The organism is Micromonospora wenchangensis, from assembly GCF_002210435.1.
In the GTDB taxonomy this organism is placed as follows: Bacteria; Actinomycetota; Actinomycetes; order Mycobacteriales; family Micromonosporaceae; genus Micromonospora; species Micromonospora wenchangensis.
In genome coordinates this window covers 1-14,092 of the sequence record NZ_MZMV01000040.1, presented here as the reverse complement: position 1 = coordinate 14,092, position 14,092 = coordinate 1, and the positions used below count along the sequence as shown (strand labels likewise).

Sequence of the window (14,092 nt, the reverse complement as noted above, 5' to 3'; positions counted from 1 at the left end):
CTCGCCGCCGGACGGGCTCCGAGATCTTCCCTCCGTCCGAAGGAGACCCCCGTGTCCGCGACCCCCCTGCTGGAACTGCGCGGGATCGACAAGAGCTTCGGTCCCGTCCAGGTCCTGCGCGACGTCGCCCTCGCCGCTCACGCCGGAGAGGTGACCGCACTGGTCGGCGACAACGGCGCCGGCAAGTCCACCCTGGTCAAGTGCATCAGCGGCATCTACCCGGCCGACGCCGGCGAGTTTCTCTTCGACGGCCGACCGGTGACCATCAACAGCCCCCGGGACGCCGCCACCCTCGGCATCGAGGTCGTCTACCAGGACCTCGCGCTCTGCGACAACCTCGACATCGTGCAGAACATGTTCCTCGGCCGGGAGAAGCACAGCGGGCTGGTGCTCGACGAGCCGACCATGGAACAGATGGCGGCCGAGACCCTCGCCGGGCTCTCCGTACGGACGGTGAAGTCGCTGCGCCAGCACGTCTCCAGCCTCTCCGGCGGGCAGCGGCAGACCGTCGCCATCGCCAAGGCGGTGCTCTGGAACAGCAAGCTGGTCATCCTCGACGAGCCGACCGCCGCGCTGGGCGTGGCACAGACCGCCCAGGTCCTCGAACTGGTCCGCCGGTTGGCCGACAACGGGCTGGCCGTGGTGCTGATCTCGCACAACATGAACGACGTCTTCGCGGTCTCCGACCGGATCGCCGCGCTCTACCTTGGCCAGATGGTCGCCCAGGTGAAGACCACCGACATCACCCACTCGCAGGTCGTCGAGTTGATCACCGCCGGCCGTTCCGGCAATCTCGGTCTCACCGGCGAGCCGGTCACCGCCGGCAACGGCACCGGCGCGGGACCCGCCGACACCACTCCAGGAGGCGTTCGATGACCACCACCGCCGTGCGCAAGGAAGGCCCGGCGGCGGTCACGCCGCCGCCGACCGTCGGCAGCCACCTGCGCGGCTACTGGGGCCGGGTACGCGGCGGCGACATCGGCGCGCTGCCCGCCGTGCTCGGGCTGATCGTGCTCTGCACGGTCTTCTCGATCATGCGGCCGTCGTTCCTCACCGCCGGCAACTTCGCCAACCTGTTCACCCAGGGCGCGGCGGTCACCCTGATCGCCATGGGACTGGTCTTCGTCCTGCTGCTCGGCGAGATCGACCTCTCCGCCGGCTTCGCCAGCGGGGTCTGCGCGGCCATCCTGGCCAACGTCGCCACCAAGGCCGGCTACCCCTGGTACGTGGCCGTGCTCGCGGCGATCCTCACCGGCGTGGTCATCGGCACCGTGCTCGGCTTCCTGGTCGCCAAGATCGGTATCCCGTCGTTCGTGGTCACCCTGGCCGGCTTCCTCGCCTTCCAGGGCATCGTGCTGATGCTGATCAGCGGCGGCGCCAACATCTCGGTCAACGACGAGGTGCTGGTGGCGATCGCCAACCGCAACCTGCCCCCGGCCGTCGGCTGGGCACTGGCCGCCCTCGCCATCGGCGGGTACGCCGCCGTGCAACTGCTGCGGCACCGCAAGCGGCTGTCCCGGGGCCTGACCACCGACCCGATGGCGGTGGTGCTCGCCCGCATCGGCGGCCTGACCCTGATCCTCGGCATCGCGGTCTACATCCTCAACCAGGAACGCAGCCGCAACGTCCTGATCAACTCGCTCAAGGGCGTGCCGATCGTGGTGCCGGTCATCGCGGTGCTGCTGATCGTCTGGACCTTCGTGCTCCAGCGCACCAGCTACGGCCGGCACGTCTACGCCGTCGGCGGCAACAAGGAGGCCGCCCGCCGGGCCGGCATCAACGTCGACAAGATCCGGATCTCGGTCTTCGTGATCTGCTCGTCCATGGCGGCGGTCGGCGGCATCGTCGCGGCCAGCCGGGCCAACTCGGTCGACCCGAACACCGGCGGCAGCAACGTGCTGCTCTACGCCGTCGGCGCGGCGGTGATCGGCGGAACCAGCCTCTTCGGCGGCAAGGGCCGGGTCCTCGACGCGGTGCTCGGTGGCGCGGTGGTCGCCGTCATCGACAACGGCATGGGCCTGATGGGGTACAGCGCCGGGGTGAAGTACGTCGTCACCGGTGTGGTGCTGCTCCTCGCGGCCAGCGTGGACGCGCTGTCGCGCCGCCGCGCCGCCGCCTCCGGAACGCGCTGACCCGCGTACTCCGGCGGCGGGACATGGGGTGCCAGTGACGATGCGGGTAGGACCGAGCCAGGACGAGATCCGGCGGCAGAACCTGGGGGCGCTGCTCCGGCACGTCCACGTGCACGGCGCCACCTCCCGCGCGGAACTCACCACCGCCCTCGGGCTCAACCGCAGCACCATCGGCGCGCTCACCGCCGACCTGGCCGGGGCCGGCCTGGTCAGCGAGGGGACACCGAAGGAGACCGGCCGGGCCGGACGACCGTCGCTCGTCGTCCGGCCCGAGTCGGCCCGGGTCTACGCGTACGCGTACTCGATCGAGGTGGACCGGCTGCGGGCCGCGCGGGTCGGGCTCGGCGGCGAGGTGCTCGACCGCCGGGACCTGGACCGGCCGCGTGACCTGGACGCCGGGGAGACCGTCCCGATGCTGGCCGGCGCCCTCAAGCAGATGCGGGAACGGGTGCCGCCGGAGTCCATCTGCGTCGGTGCCGGCGTCGCTGTCTGCGGCATGGTCCGCAAGGCCGACGGGCTGGTCCGGCTCGGCCCCACCACCGGCTGGGTGGACGAGCCGATCGGAGCCGCCCTCGCCGTCGAACTCGGCGTCGAACTGCCCGTCACGGTGGGCAACGTGGCCGACGTCGCCGCCTTCGCCGAACACGCCCGGGGCGTCGCCGCCGGCTGCGACAACGTCATCTACCTGTACGGGGACGTCGGCGTCGGCGCCGGCATCATCGCCGGTGGCCGCCGGCTGACCGGCCACGGCGGGTACGGCGGCGAGGTCGGACACATGGTGGTGGTGCGCGACGGCACCCCCTGCGAGTGCGGTTCCCGGGGCTGCTGGGAGACCCAGATCGGCGAGTACGGGCTGCTGCGGGCCGCCGGCCGGTCCGACGCCCGGGGCCGCGACGCGCTGCTGGCCGTGTTCGACGCCGCCGATCGGGGTGACGCCCGCGCCCAGACCGCCGTCCGGCACGCCGGGGACTGGCTCGGCTTCGGGGTGGCGAACCTGGTCAACATCTTCAACCCCGAGATGGTCATCTTCGGCGGCACCATGCGGGACCTCTACCTGGCCGCCGCCGCCCAGGTCCGCAGCCGGCTCAACGAGACCGGGCTGCCCGCCTGCCTGGAACACGTCCGGCTGCGTACCCCGAAACTCGGCGACGACGCGGCCCTGATCGGCGCGGCCGAACTGGCCTTCGAACGGCTCCTCGCCGACCCGCTCGACGCCGCCTGAGCCCTCGACCTGCGCCGACGGGCGAGTTGGCCGGCCCGATGAACTGATCGGCCCGACGGTCCGTACCAGTGGACGGACGGGCAGCCGGCGGGTCGCTGCCCGGCACGACAGGTCGGCCCGGATCGAGGAGGCACCGCAGCATGGCACCGCTGGATTCCGTACGTCGTCGGCGAGGGCACCGGACCCACCGGGTGGCGGTGCTGATCGTCACCCTCCTGGCCGGGCTGGTCGTCCTACCCGGCATGGCCGTCGCCGCACCCGGCAACCAGATGAACGCCGCCGACATGACGCTGCTCAACGGCGTCCGGTTGGCCGGCCTGTGGGAGATGCCGGCCGGCACGATGGCCGCCGAGAAGGGCCAGTCCGCGCGGGTGCGGGAGGTCGGCGCGGAGATCGCCAGGCAGCACGGCGTCCTCGACGAGCTGGTGGTGCAGGCCGCCAACAAGCTGGGCGCGACGCTGCCGAGCGACCCCACCCCCGAGCAGAAGGGGTGGCTGACCGAGATGCAGAACGCCTCCGGTGCTCAGTTCGACCAGATCTTCGTCACCCGGCTCCGGGTGGCCCACGGCAAGATCTTCCCGGTGATCGGCGCGGTCCGGGCCAGCACCCGGGACAACACCGTCCGCAAGCTCGCCGACGAGGCCAACAAGTTCGTCAACGACCACATGGCCATGCTGGAGAGCACCGGGCTGGTCCGCTGGCAGCAGATGCCGCCGGCCGCGATCCCGGCCGCGCAGAACGACTCGCTGGTCGCCGCCGCCCAGGCCGGGGCCGCCGGCCCGTCGGTCGCGATCAGCACCACCGTCGTCTGGGCCGTCTTCCTGCTCGCGCTCGGCGCGGGCGGCTACGCCACCTGGCGGATCACGCGCCGCAGTTGACCCGGCGCAGTTGACCCGGCGCAACTGACCCGGCGGCCCGCAGGCGGCACCACCGCCGGCGGGCCGTCGGGCTTTCCGGTCCCCGCGCCGGGGACGGGTCGGTCAGCGGTCCACCTGGGTGAAATCCCAGGTGTGCGGGGGGCGGGCGACCAGGGTGGCGGGCGGTTCGGGCAGCGACCGGGGGCTGCTGCGCCACTTCGAGACGACCACCACCCGGTGGTCGGTGGAAGAGAAGACCTCGCTGGACAGGTGCAGCGGATCGTGCTCGAACTCCGGCAGCGCCGTCTCGCACACCCAGGTGATCAGGTCGGCGAAGCCGTACGACTCCGCCCGTGCCTCCCACATCCGTACGATCACGTCGGCCCCTCCCCTCACACGCTGACCGTGGTCAGCGGCAACGCCGAGTCGGCGGGCAGGTCCAGCCGGCTCGGGCGTACCCCGGCGGCCACCAGGTGCGCCCCGAGCGCGGCGACCATCGCCCCGTTGTCGGTGCACAGCCCTGGCCGGGGCGTCCGGACCCGGATGCCGTACCGCTGCGCCCGCTGCCCAGCCATCGCCCGCAGCCGCGAGTTCGCCGCCACGCCCCCGCCGATGACCAGGGTGTCGATCCCGTGTTCCCGGCAGGCGGCCAGCGCCTTGCCGGTGAGCACGTCGCAGACCGCCTCCTGGAAGGCGGCCGCCACGTCGGCCACCGGCACCGGCTCACCGGCCCGCCGCCGCCCCTCCACCCAGCGGGCCACCGCCGTCTTCAGCCCGGAGAAGGAGAAGTCGTAGCGGTGGGCGACGAGATCCTTCGCGGCGGTCAGGCCGCGCGGGAAGGCGATCGACGCCGGATCACCGGCCCGCGCCTCCCGGTCGATGTACGGGCCGCCCGGGAACGGCAGGCCGAGCAGCCGGGCCACCTTGTCGAACGCCTCCCCGGCCGCGTCGTCGATGGTCGCGCCCAGCGGGGTCACCCCCCGGGCCAGGTCGTCGACCCGCAGCAGTGAGGAGTGTCCACCGGAGACCAGCATGGCGATCGCCGGCGCGGGCAGCGGACCGTGCTCCAGGGTGTCCACCGCGACGTGGGCGGCCAGGTGGTTCACCCCGTACACCGGTTTCTCGGCGGCCAACGCGTAACCCTTCGCGGCGGCCACCCCGACCAGCAGGGCCCCGGCCAGGCCGGGACCGGAGGTGACCGCGATCGCGTCGATGTCGGCGAGGGTCACCCCCGCCGCGCGCAGCGCCCGGTCCATGGTCGGCACGATGGCCTCCAGGTGCGCCCGGCTGGCCACCTCGGGCACCACCCCGCCGAACCGGGCGTGTTCGTCCACGCTGGAGGCGAGCGCGTCGGCGAGCAGGGTGTGCCCGCGCACGATGCCCACCCCGGTCTCGTCGCAGGAGGTCTCGATCCCGAGGATCAGCGGTTCGTCAGCCATGGTCCGTCCCGTCCGCGCCCGGTTCCGCGTCGCGCCGCATGACCAGCGCGTCGGTGTTGCTCGGTTGGTAGTAGCCCCGCCGTACGCCGATCGGCTCGAACCCGTACCGGGCGTAGAGCCGCTGGGCGGGGGCGTTGTCGACGGCCACCTCCAGCAGGACGCTGCCGACCCCACGCCGGGCGGTCTCCGCGAGCAGGTCCTCCAGCAGCGCCCGGCCGATCCCGCGCCGCTGGGCGTCCCGGCGGACCGCGATGTTCTGCACCCACGACTCGCCGCCCGGGTCGACGGCCAGGCCCGCGTAGCCCAGCAGCGACCCGTCGCCGTCCAGGGCGACCCGGTAGTGGTGGCCGCTCGCCAGCTCGTTCCAGAACATCGCCGGCGACCACTGCTCGGGGCCGAACAGGTCCGCCTCGATCGGCAGCACCTCGGCGATGTGCCACCAGCGGAACCGGTCCACGCGCACCGTCACGGCAGCACCGACTTGCGGCTGGTCGCCGCGACCGCGTCCGGCCGACGCAGGTACAGCGGGGTGAGCGTCTCGCCGGGGGCACCCGCCCGGACCCGGGCGGCGGCCAGGGCGACCAGCGTGGCGGCGTCCGGATAACGGGGTTCGGCGCGCAGCGGTAGGCCGAGCACGTCGACGTACCGGTGGGCGCCGTCCCCGACCGCCTCGGTGACGGCCAGCTCCCGGGCGCGGGCGGCGGCGACCGCCGGGGCGTCCACCTCCGGACCGACGATCCGCCGGCCGTCGCCGTCGTAGACCGCCCAGTAGACCTCCTTGCGCCGCGCGTCGGCGGCGACCAGCACCCGCCGCTCCCCCACCGCCGTGCCGCCGGTAGGGCCGGGGTGGCCGATGCCGTCGAGCGAGCAGACGCCGTACGTGGGGATGCCGAGCACCTGGCCCATGGTGGCAGCGGTGACCAGCCCGACCCGCAGCCCGGTGAAGGGGCCGGGGCCGAGCCCGGCGACGATCGCACCGAGGTCGGCCGGCCGGGCGTCGACGTCGGCGAGCACCGCCTCGACCTGTGGGGCGAGCAGTTCGCCGTGGGCGCGGGCGTCGACCGTGCACCGGTGCGCCCGCAGCGCGACGCCGTCCGCCGTGACCTCGGCCAGCGCCGCGGTGACCGCGGGGGTCGAGGAGTCCACCACCAGTACGAGCACGGTAAGCCAGCCTAGCCGTCCACCCGCACCGCCCGGCCACACCCCGCCCGCCCTCGCCAGCATCCCCTGCCCCTGCCAGGTGTCCTCGCGTCCCCGCCCGCGCGCTCGCCCCGCTCCTTGCCCTCGGAATCGCCCCGGTCCCGACCCCGCGCCGCTGCCTCGGACAGCCCCCAGCTCCGCCCTCAGGTCCACGCCCCGCTCTCGGGCGACCATCCTGTCCTCTCCCCGACTCCGTCCTCACCCCTGCCACCGCCCCTGGGCTCCGGCCGTCGGTGCTGCCCCGGTTTCTGGCCTTCGACAGAAGATCCTTGGCTCCTGGCCTCGTCGGCGGACCGCCGCACGGGGAGCCGGCCCGGCTGGGGAGTGGTATCCGACGTGGAGCGGTATGCCTGGGAGTCATAAACATGACTCCCAGGCATACCGCTCACCGCCGGCACATCATCATGCCTGGATGACTGAGAGTGGTCGGCTCGCCACGGAGATCGCCGCACTGCTGCGCCGGGAACGCAGCGCCCAGCGGCTCACCCAGCAGCAACTGGCGGACCGGGCCGGGACGAGTCAGAGCGCGGTGGCCCGCGTCGAGGGCGGTGGTCGGGTGCCGAGCCTCGACCTGGTCGAGCGCCTTCTCGCCGCCCTCGGCCGGCAACTCGCCGTCACCACCGAGCCCCTCGACAGCCACCTCGACGCCGAGATGGACGCCCTGGCCGGGCGGTCACCCGCCGACCGGATCGACGAGCTGGGGCTGGACCGGCTGCTCGACCGGCTGGGCGCGCTGCCCCACCTGCTGACCGGCAGCACCGCCGCGCTGCTGCAGGGTGCGCCCGTACCCGTCGACGCGGTCGAGATCGCCGTCCGGTGGCGCGACTCGGCCCGGTTCACCGCCTGGCTGACGGCCGCCTACGGCCAGCGCTGGAATGCCAGGTGGGGTGAGTTCGGTGGCCTGTACCTGGAACCGGAGGAACCCGGCGAGCACCGCTGGACGACCCGGTACGGCGAGATCCGCGCGCAGATGTGCGACGAGTTCCCGGCGGCGATCGAGGTGCGGCACGGGGAGCGCAGCTACCGGGTGGTCCCGCTGGTCGCCGTGGAGCTGACCGACCCGCGGGCGGCCGCCCTGCTGCGCCGGCACCGGCAACGCGCCGCCGACGGCCGCACCCCGGACGGCGGCCCGACCGCTCGGACCGGGCGGTGAACGCCGCGCACCGCCGCCGTCACCCGGCGGTGCGCGGCGGTGTCCGCCAGGGTCAGCCGGCCGAGCGCTCCCAGTCGATCGGGGGCAGGCCGGCGTCGGCGAGGGCCTTGTTGGTGGCGCTGAACGGGCGGCTGCCCAGGAAGCCACGCGGGTTCATCGGGCTCGGGTGGCCGGCCTCCAGCACCACGTGCCGGGGGTTGGTGACCAGGGCCGCCTTCTTGCGGGCGTAGCCGCCCCAGAGCAGGAACACCACCGGCTCGTCCCGGGCGTCCAGGGCGCGGATGGTCGCGTCGGTGAACTCCTCCCACCCCTTGTTGCCGTGCGAACCGGGGCTGGCCTGCCGGACCGTGAGCACCGCGTTGAGCAGCAGCACACCCTGCGCCGCCCACCCGTCCAGGTTGCCGCTGCGCGGCTTGGGCACCCCGAGATCCTCGCTCAGCTCCTTGAAGACGTTGCGCAGCGACGGCGGCACGGACACCCCCTCACGCACGCTGAAGCTCAGCCCGTGCGCCTGCCCCGCCTTGTGGTACGGGTCCTGGCCGAGGATCAGCACCCGGCACTGCTCCGGGCCGCACAGCCGGTAGGCGGAGAAGAGATCCTCCTGCGGCGGGAAGACGGTCTGGGTGGCGTACTCGCGGGCGACGAAGTCGGCAAGCGCCGCCGTCCGGGCCGGGTCCAGGTGCGGGGTGAGCACGGCACGCCACGCCTGCGGCAACAGCGCCAGCAGGTCGAGGGTGGGGGTGTCGTCGGGCATCGGCAACCTTTCGCAACGAAGTCCCCGGCACTCTAGGCAGCGGGTACGACACCCCGCGCCCCCGGGGCCGGGTCAGCCCAGCGCGGTCAGGCGGTCCGCCCAGTCCCCGCCCACCGGCTCCAACTCGACCACCCGGGTGTCGTCGTCGCGCCGGTCGATGCGTACCCGCAGGTGGGTGTCGACGAGCTGCTCGACCAGTCCCTCGCCCCACTCGACCACGGTCACCGAGGCGTCCACCGAGGCGTCCAGGTCCAGGTCGTCGATCTCGGCGCGTGGGTCGGCGGCGTCACCCAGCCGGTACGCGTCGGCGTGCACCAGGGCCACCGTGCCGCCGCGCGCCGGGTCGGGCCGGTGCACCCGGGCGATCACGAAGGTCGGCGAGGTGACGTCGCCGCGTACCCCCAGACCGGCACCGAGGCCCCGGGTGAGCGCGGTCTTGCCGGCCCCCAGCGGGCCGGTGAGCAGCAGCAGGTCGCCGGCGCGCAGCACGCCGGCGAGCCGGCGGCCGAAGGCGTGCGTGTCCTCGACCGTGGGCAACGTGACGCGCACGCTCACAACGCCTCCAGGAAGCGTTCCAGCGCGGCGTTGACCTCGTCGGCGTGTTCCAGCATCACCACGTGCCCACTGTCCTGGATCTTGAGGTACTCGGCGTGCGGCAGCCGGCGGACGATCTCGTCCGAGTGGACCACCGGCGTGATCATGTCCTTGTCGCCCACCACCACCAGCACCGGGGTGCCGCTCAACGCGGCCAGCGCCGGGAACCGGGAGTGGGTGGCCAGGGTCCGCAGGTAGCGGGTCACCGTGTCGGCAGACGTGCGGGAGTTCATCCGCTCCACGTACGACACCAGGGCCGGGCTCGGTTTCGGGGTGCCGAAGCCGTAGCGGCGGGTCAGCAGCCAGGCCACGTTGGACGTGGACCTGCGGGCCCGGTCGATCACGAGCCCGCCGTACCGGGTGGCGTTGCTCATCATGAACAGCACCGGCGAGCCGACCCGGCCGAGCAGGGCCGGCGCGACCAGCTTCGTCTCGGCCAGCAACCCGCCCGACGTGGCCATCAGCACCGTGCCGACCACCCGGTCACCGAACAACTCCGGGTACGCCTCGGCGAACGCCATGATGGTCATCCCGCCCATCGAGTGCCCGACCAGCACCAACGGCCCCTCCGGGGCGGTCGCGTCGATCACCCGGCGCAGGGTGTGCCCGAGCGCGGCGAGGTCGTACTCGCCGGTCTCCAACCGCCCCGACCGGCCGTGCCCCGGCTGGTCGTACGCGACGATCCGGTGGTCGCCGCGTTCGGCGAGCAGCTTGCGCTGGAAGTGGAACGTCCCCATGTCCAGGCAGAAGCCGTGCACCAGCACCACCGTCGGACGCCCCGGCACCGGCCGGGTCGGCTCGACCACCTCGACGTGGATGTCGGTGCCGTCCGGCAACTCCAGCCGGTACGCCTCGTCGTACCGCTGCGTGCCGAAGTCCTCCCCGGCGTACGGGTCGGCGGGGTCGGCCTTGAGCCGGCGGACCAGGGCGCGTTCGGTGGCCACCCCGGCGGCCAGCCCGGCGGCGGCCACCCCCACCGCGGCTCCGACCACGCCGGCGACCCGCCCCGCGGCGGTCCTCGGCCGGGGCACCCGGAACCGGTTCACCGCGCTCACGGGCGCTCCCCGTCGTAGACCCGGGGCACCCGGACCCCGCCGAACCGGGTGACGATCTCGTAGTTGATCGTGCCGACCGCCTCGGCCCAGTCGTCGGCGGTGGGCATACCGTCGTCGCCGCTGCCGAACAGGGTCGCCACGTCACCGGCGGCCACCTCGTCCGCGCCGCAGTCGAGCACGAACTGGTCCATGCAGACCCGGCCGGAGATGGTCCGCCGCTTCCCGCCGAGCTGCACCGGCCCCACGTTGGAGGCGTGCCGGGGCACCCCGTCGGCGTAGCCGAGCGGCACCACGGCCAGGTTCGCCTCCTCGGCGGTGGTGTACGTGTGGCCGTACGACACGCCGGTGCCGGCGGGGACCCGCTTGGTGAGCATCACCCGGGCCCGCGCGGTCATCGCCCGGCGCAGCCCGAACTGCTGCCCGGCGATCGGCGACAGCCCGTAGACGGCGATCCCGGGCCGGACCAGGTCGAAGTGGGTGTCGGGGCGGGTCAGGGTGGCCGCCGAGTTGGCCAGGTGCCGGTAGCGCGGGCGCAGCCCGGCCCGCTCGACCATGGCCAGCCCCTCGTGGAAGACCGCCAACTGCCGGTCGGTGGTGGGGTGGCCGGGCGAGTCCGCGTACACGAAGTGGCTCCACACGCCGACCACCTCGACGAGGCCGTCGGCCTGGGCCTTCGCGGCGGCCTCCAGCAGGGTCGGCCAGTCGGCGACGGTCGCGCCGCCCCGGGACAGCCCGGTGTCGATCTTGAGGTGCAGCCGGGCCGGCCGGTCGGCGGCCCGCCCCGCCGCGACCATCTCGTCGAGCTGGGACAGGCTCGCGGCGGCCAGGTCCACCCCGGCGGCCACCCCCTCGTGCAGGGGCAGCCCCGGGTCGAGCAGCCACGCCAGCACCGGCACGGTGATCCCGGCCCGGCGCAGCGTCAACGCCTCGTCCAGGGTGCACACCCCCAGCCAGTCCGCCCCCGCGTCGAGTGCGGCCCGCGCCGACGGGACCATGCCGTGGCCGTACCCGTCGCCCTTCACCACCGCCATCAACTCGGCGCCGGTGCCCGACCGGAGCCGGGCCACGTTCTGACGGATCGCGTCCAGATCGACACGTACCTCGGCCTGCCACATACGCCCAGCCTACTGGCGTCGGTGATCACCGGGTCGGTGGACGCCGACCCGGCCGCCGGTCAGAGCAGCGGGGCCGCCACCGTACGCAGCGCGGTGACCACGTCCGGCGCGGTCACCGGGCCGCCCCGGGTCGCCTCCCGCCCGGCCAGCCCGTGCAGGTACGCCGCCCCGACCGCCGCCCGCTCCGGGGCCAGCCCGGCGGCGAGCAGCGAACCGAGCAGCCCGGCCAGCACGTCCCCGGTGCCCCCGGTGGCCAGCGCGGGACTCCCGGTCGGGTTGACGTACGCCCGGCCGTCAGGCGTGCCGACCACCGTGCGGTCCCCCTTGAGCAGCACCGTCGCGTTCATCCAGGCGGCCAGCCGCAGCGCGGCGGCGACCCGGTCGGCCCCCGGCTCCTCGCCGCACAGCCGGGTGAACTCCCGGTCGTGCGGGGTGACCACGATCGGGGCGTCCCGGTCCCGCAGCCGACCGGCGAGCGAGCCGTCCACCAGCAGGGTCAACGCGTCCGCGTCGAGCACCACGGGCACCGGCGCGGCCAGCACCGCGCGCAGCTCCGCGCCGGCCTGCTCGTCGGTGCCCAGGCCGGAGCCGCAGACCCAGGCCTGCACCCGGCCGGCCCCGGCGACCCGGTCGGTGGCGATCACCGACGGGTGCTGCCGGACCACCTCGTCCCGGGCACCACCGGCGTACCGGACCAGCCCGGTGGGGCCGGCCAGCGCGCCACCCACCGAGAGCACCGCCGCCCCCGGGTAGGTCCGCGACCCGGTGGCCACCCCGACCACGCCCCGGCGGTACTTCTCCGAGGACGCGCCGGTGCGGGGCCACCAGTCGCGCACGTCCGACCACTGCGTGACGTGCAGCGCGGGGGTGCCGCGCAGCCACGGCCCGAGCCCGATGTCGACCAGCTCGACCTGCCCGGCGAGCGGGGCAGCCGGGCCGACCACCAGGGCCGGCTTGAGCGCGCCGAACGCGACCGTCACGTCGGCACGTACGGCGCGGGGCCGGCCCGTCCCGTCCGTCGGCACGTCCCCGGTGTCCACCGCCACCCCGCTGGGCACGTCCACCGCGACGACGGTGGCCCGGCCACCGTCGCGGCCCCGCAATTCGGGCAGGCCGGCGACGAGTTCGTCGGCGGCGTCCCGCAGCCCGCCGGTGCCGCCGATCCCGACGATCCCGTCGAGCACCAGGTCGACCGTGGCGGGCGGGGCGTCGACCAGTCGTCCCCCGGCGGCCCGCAGCGCCGCCAGTCCGTCGGCGTGCGCCCGCCCGGGGGCGGTCGGCAGCACGGCGACCTGGGCGCCCCGGCGGGCCAGCCGCTCACCGGCGTACAACGCGTCGCCGCCGTTGTCGCCGCTGCCGACCAGCAGGAGCACCCGTGCGCCGTACACCCCGCCCCGGTCGGCGAGCAGCAGGGCGCACCGCCGGGCCAGCCCGGCCGCCGCCCGCTGCATGAGCGTCCCGGGGGGCACGGTGGCCATCAGGCCGGCCTCCGCCGCGCGTACGTCCGACACCCGCCACACCGATCTCATGCCACCCCCGTCTTCGCCGCCGGGCGGCCGTCCCGCCCGTCCCGGCCGGGCGCGTCCGCCGTGGTCGGGATCACCCTACCGGCGGTGGAGGCGGCAGATTAGCCACCGGCGTCACGGCCGGCAAGACCTGTGGACAACCCGGGGGTACGACCGCCGCCCGTCGTCCACAGGGCCCGCCGGCCGGCCGCCCCGCCACCTAGCGTCGGCGGCACGGTCACGGCGGCGGGCCGGGCGAGGGGCGGGGAGGCGGACGATGACGACGGACGAGCCGGTGCGGGTGGACCTGCCGGTGCTGCGGGCGGCGGCCGGTGGGCTGACCGACGAGGCGTACGCGCTGGCCCGGGGGCTGGCGGGTCACCCCGGGCTGGTGCCGTCCGCGCCGGGTTGGCGGGCCGGGGCCGCCCTGGCCGGGCTGGAGTCGGCGGTGCACGCCTGGCACGGGGTGCTCGGGGTACGGGTCGCCGAGACCGGTACCGCGCTGCGCGACGCCGCCGAGGCGTACGCGGCGGCCGACGACCGGGCCGCCGGGCGGCTGGCCGGTCGACCCCGATGATCGGGTACGCCCAGCTCTGGGCGGCCTCCCCCGGCGACTGGGTGGCCGCGGGGGTGGCCTGGCGCGGGCTGGACGCGCCGATCACCCGACGGCGGTCCGGGCTGGCCGAGCGGGCCGCGACGCTGCGGACGGGCTGGTCGGGCGGGGCGGCCACCAGGGCCGGCAGTCGGCTCGACGGGCTGCGCGCGCAGCTGGGCACCATCCTGCCGGCGCTGGTCGAGACCGATCAGGTGCTCGCCGAGTTCGCCGGCCGGCTGCGGGTGGCCAAGGCCCGGCTGGCCGAGGCGGTGGCGCTGGCCGACCGTAGCGGCGTAGCGGTCGACCGGCGCGGCGGCCTGCGGGCGGTCCCCCCGACCTGGCGCGGCCCCGAGTCGGGTGTGCTGCCGGCCGGGATGGGTGCCCGCCCCGCCCCGGCTGGCGGTGCCGGCGCGGCCCACTCCCCCGGTCCCGCCCCCGACCCCCGCGCCGGCCCGGGCGTGACCGGCGGCG

15 protein-coding genes and 1 pseudogene are annotated in these 14,092 nt (G+C 74.9%); 7 read left to right on the top strand and 9 right to left on the bottom strand.

The features are described 5' to 3' along the window. Positions 1–51: 51 nt before the first annotated feature. From B5D80_RS21800 to B5D80_RS21785, 4 genes are all read left to right on the top strand, one after another. Positions 52–876, top strand: a complete 825-nt coding sequence (locus tag B5D80_RS21800) for an ATP-binding cassette domain-containing protein (protein WP_088645777.1) — start codon at positions 52–54, stop codon at positions 874–876. Further along, positions 873–2,132 (top strand): sugar ABC transporter permease, encoded by a 1,260-nt coding sequence (locus B5D80_RS21795; protein ID WP_088645776.1) that lies wholly within the window; start codon positions 873–875, stop codon positions 2,130–2,132. The genes B5D80_RS21800 and B5D80_RS21795 overlap by 4 nt, the downstream gene beginning before the upstream one ends. Before the next feature lie 40 nt (positions 2,133–2,172). After that, positions 2,173–3,354, top strand: a complete 1,182-nt coding sequence (locus tag B5D80_RS21790; RefSeq protein ID WP_088645814.1) for an ROK family protein — start codon at positions 2,173–2,175, stop codon at positions 3,352–3,354. Positions 3,355–3,494: 140 nt separating this feature from the next. After that, positions 3,495–4,232 carry a DUF4142 domain-containing protein gene (locus B5D80_RS21785; RefSeq protein ID WP_088645775.1) on the top strand — a complete coding sequence of 246 codons (738 nt, stop codon included), beginning with the start codon at positions 3,495–3,497 and terminating at the stop codon, positions 4,230–4,232. A gap of 102 nt (positions 4,233–4,334) precedes the next feature. Here the strand turns inward: B5D80_RS21785 and B5D80_RS21780 are convergent, their stop codons facing one another. From B5D80_RS21780 to tsaB, 4 genes are read right to left on the bottom strand one after another with little or no spacing between them, the layout of a single operon-like run. Continuing rightward, positions 4,335–4,589, bottom strand: a complete 255-nt coding sequence (locus B5D80_RS21780; RefSeq protein ID WP_088645774.1) for a hypothetical protein — start codon at positions 4,587–4,589, stop codon at positions 4,335–4,337. A gap of 14 nt (positions 4,590–4,603) precedes the next feature. Beyond that, positions 4,604–5,650, bottom strand: coding sequence for a tRNA (adenosine(37)-N6)-threonylcarbamoyltransferase complex transferase subunit TsaD (tsaD, locus tag B5D80_RS21775; protein WP_088645773.1), 1,047 nt, complete (start codon positions 5,648–5,650; stop codon positions 4,604–4,606). Beyond that, positions 5,643–6,113, bottom strand: coding sequence for a ribosomal protein S18-alanine N-acetyltransferase (gene rimI, locus B5D80_RS21770; protein ID WP_088645813.1), 471 nt, complete (start codon positions 6,111–6,113; stop codon positions 5,643–5,645). The genes tsaD and rimI overlap by 8 nt, the downstream gene beginning before the upstream one ends. 2 nt (positions 6,114–6,115) lie before the next feature. Continuing rightward, positions 6,116–6,811 (bottom strand): tRNA (adenosine(37)-N6)-threonylcarbamoyltransferase complex dimerization subunit type 1 TsaB, encoded by a 696-nt coding sequence (tsaB, locus tag B5D80_RS21765; protein WP_088645772.1) that lies wholly within the window; start codon positions 6,809–6,811, stop codon positions 6,116–6,118. Between the two features lie 451 nt (positions 6,812–7,262). Here tsaB and B5D80_RS21760 point away from each other — a divergent pair, with 451 nt between their 5' ends. Next, a complete protein-coding gene (locus B5D80_RS21760; RefSeq protein ID WP_088645771.1) occupies positions 7,263–8,003 on the top strand; it encodes a helix-turn-helix domain-containing protein in 741 nt (246 codons plus the stop codon). A 52-nt stretch (positions 8,004–8,055) separates the two neighbouring features. On the opposite strand, the gene ung is transcribed toward B5D80_RS21760, so the two are convergent. From ung to B5D80_RS21735, 5 genes are all read right to left on the bottom strand, one after another. Next, complete coding sequence (ung, locus tag B5D80_RS21755) at positions 8,056–8,757, bottom strand: uracil-DNA glycosylase (RefSeq protein ID WP_088645770.1); 702 nt, start codon at positions 8,755–8,757, stop codon at positions 8,056–8,058. 72 nt (positions 8,758–8,829) lie between these two features. Then, the gene (gene tsaE / locus B5D80_RS21750; protein WP_088645769.1) at positions 8,830–9,312 is read right to left on the bottom strand and encodes a tRNA (adenosine(37)-N6)-threonylcarbamoyltransferase complex ATPase subunit type 1 TsaE; all 483 of its coding nucleotides are present in this window, start codon (positions 9,310–9,312) and stop codon (positions 8,830–8,832) included. Further along, positions 9,309–10,397: an alpha/beta fold hydrolase gene (locus tag B5D80_RS21745; protein ID WP_088645812.1), complete on the bottom strand. Its 1,089-nt coding sequence runs from the start codon at positions 10,395–10,397 to the stop codon at positions 9,309–9,311. The genes tsaE and B5D80_RS21745 overlap by 4 nt, the downstream gene beginning before the upstream one ends. Before the next feature lie 5 nt (positions 10,398–10,402). Next, positions 10,403–11,521, bottom strand: a complete 1,119-nt coding sequence (gene alr, locus B5D80_RS21740; RefSeq protein WP_088645768.1) for an alanine racemase — start codon at positions 11,519–11,521, stop codon at positions 10,403–10,405. Between the two features lie 59 nt (positions 11,522–11,580). Then, a complete protein-coding gene (locus tag B5D80_RS21735; protein ID WP_088645767.1) occupies positions 11,581–13,050 on the bottom strand; it encodes an NAD(P)H-hydrate dehydratase in 1,470 nt (489 codons plus the stop codon). Positions 13,051–13,303: 253 nt separating this feature from the next. On the opposite strand from B5D80_RS21735, the gene B5D80_RS21730 reads away from it, so the two are divergent. Further along, positions 13,304–13,603 (top strand): hypothetical protein, encoded by a 300-nt coding sequence (locus tag B5D80_RS21730; protein ID WP_088645766.1) that lies wholly within the window; start codon positions 13,304–13,306, stop codon positions 13,601–13,603. Next, positions 13,600–14,092 (top strand): annotated as a pseudogene (locus B5D80_RS21725) (alpha/beta hydrolase); the annotation flags it as partial. The gene B5D80_RS21730 and the pseudogene B5D80_RS21725, both read left to right, overlap by 4 nt.

Bases quoted from the DNA above. Each gene is read 5' to 3' on its own strand.
- B5D80_RS21790 (WP_088645814.1), top strand. From the start codon at position 2,173: ATGCGGGTAGGACCGAGCCAGGACGAGATCCGGCGGCAGAACCTGGGG.
- B5D80_RS21760 (WP_088645771.1), top strand. From the start codon at position 7,263: ATGACTGAGAGTGGTCGGCTCGCCACGGAGATCGCCGCACTGCTGCGC.
- tsaD (WP_088645773.1), bottom strand. From the start codon at position 5,650: ATGGCTGACGAACCGCTGATCCTCGGGATCGAGACCTCCTGCGACGAG.
- B5D80_RS21795 (WP_088645776.1), top strand. From the start codon at position 873: ATGACCACCACCGCCGTGCGCAAGGAAGGCCCGGCGGCGGTCACGCCG.
- B5D80_RS21735 (WP_088645767.1), bottom strand. From the start codon at position 13,050: ATGAGATCGGTGTGGCGGGTGTCGGACGTACGCGCGGCGGAGGCCGGC.
- alr (WP_088645768.1), bottom strand. From the start codon at position 11,521: ATGTGGCAGGCCGAGGTACGTGTCGATCTGGACGCGATCCGTCAGAAC.
- B5D80_RS21730 (WP_088645766.1), top strand. From the start codon at position 13,304: ATGACGACGGACGAGCCGGTGCGGGTGGACCTGCCGGTGCTGCGGGCG.
- ung (WP_088645770.1), bottom strand. From the start codon at position 8,757: ATGCCCGACGACACCCCCACCCTCGACCTGCTGGCGCTGTTGCCGCAG.
- B5D80_RS21785 (WP_088645775.1), top strand. From the start codon at position 3,495: ATGGCACCGCTGGATTCCGTACGTCGTCGGCGAGGGCACCGGACCCAC.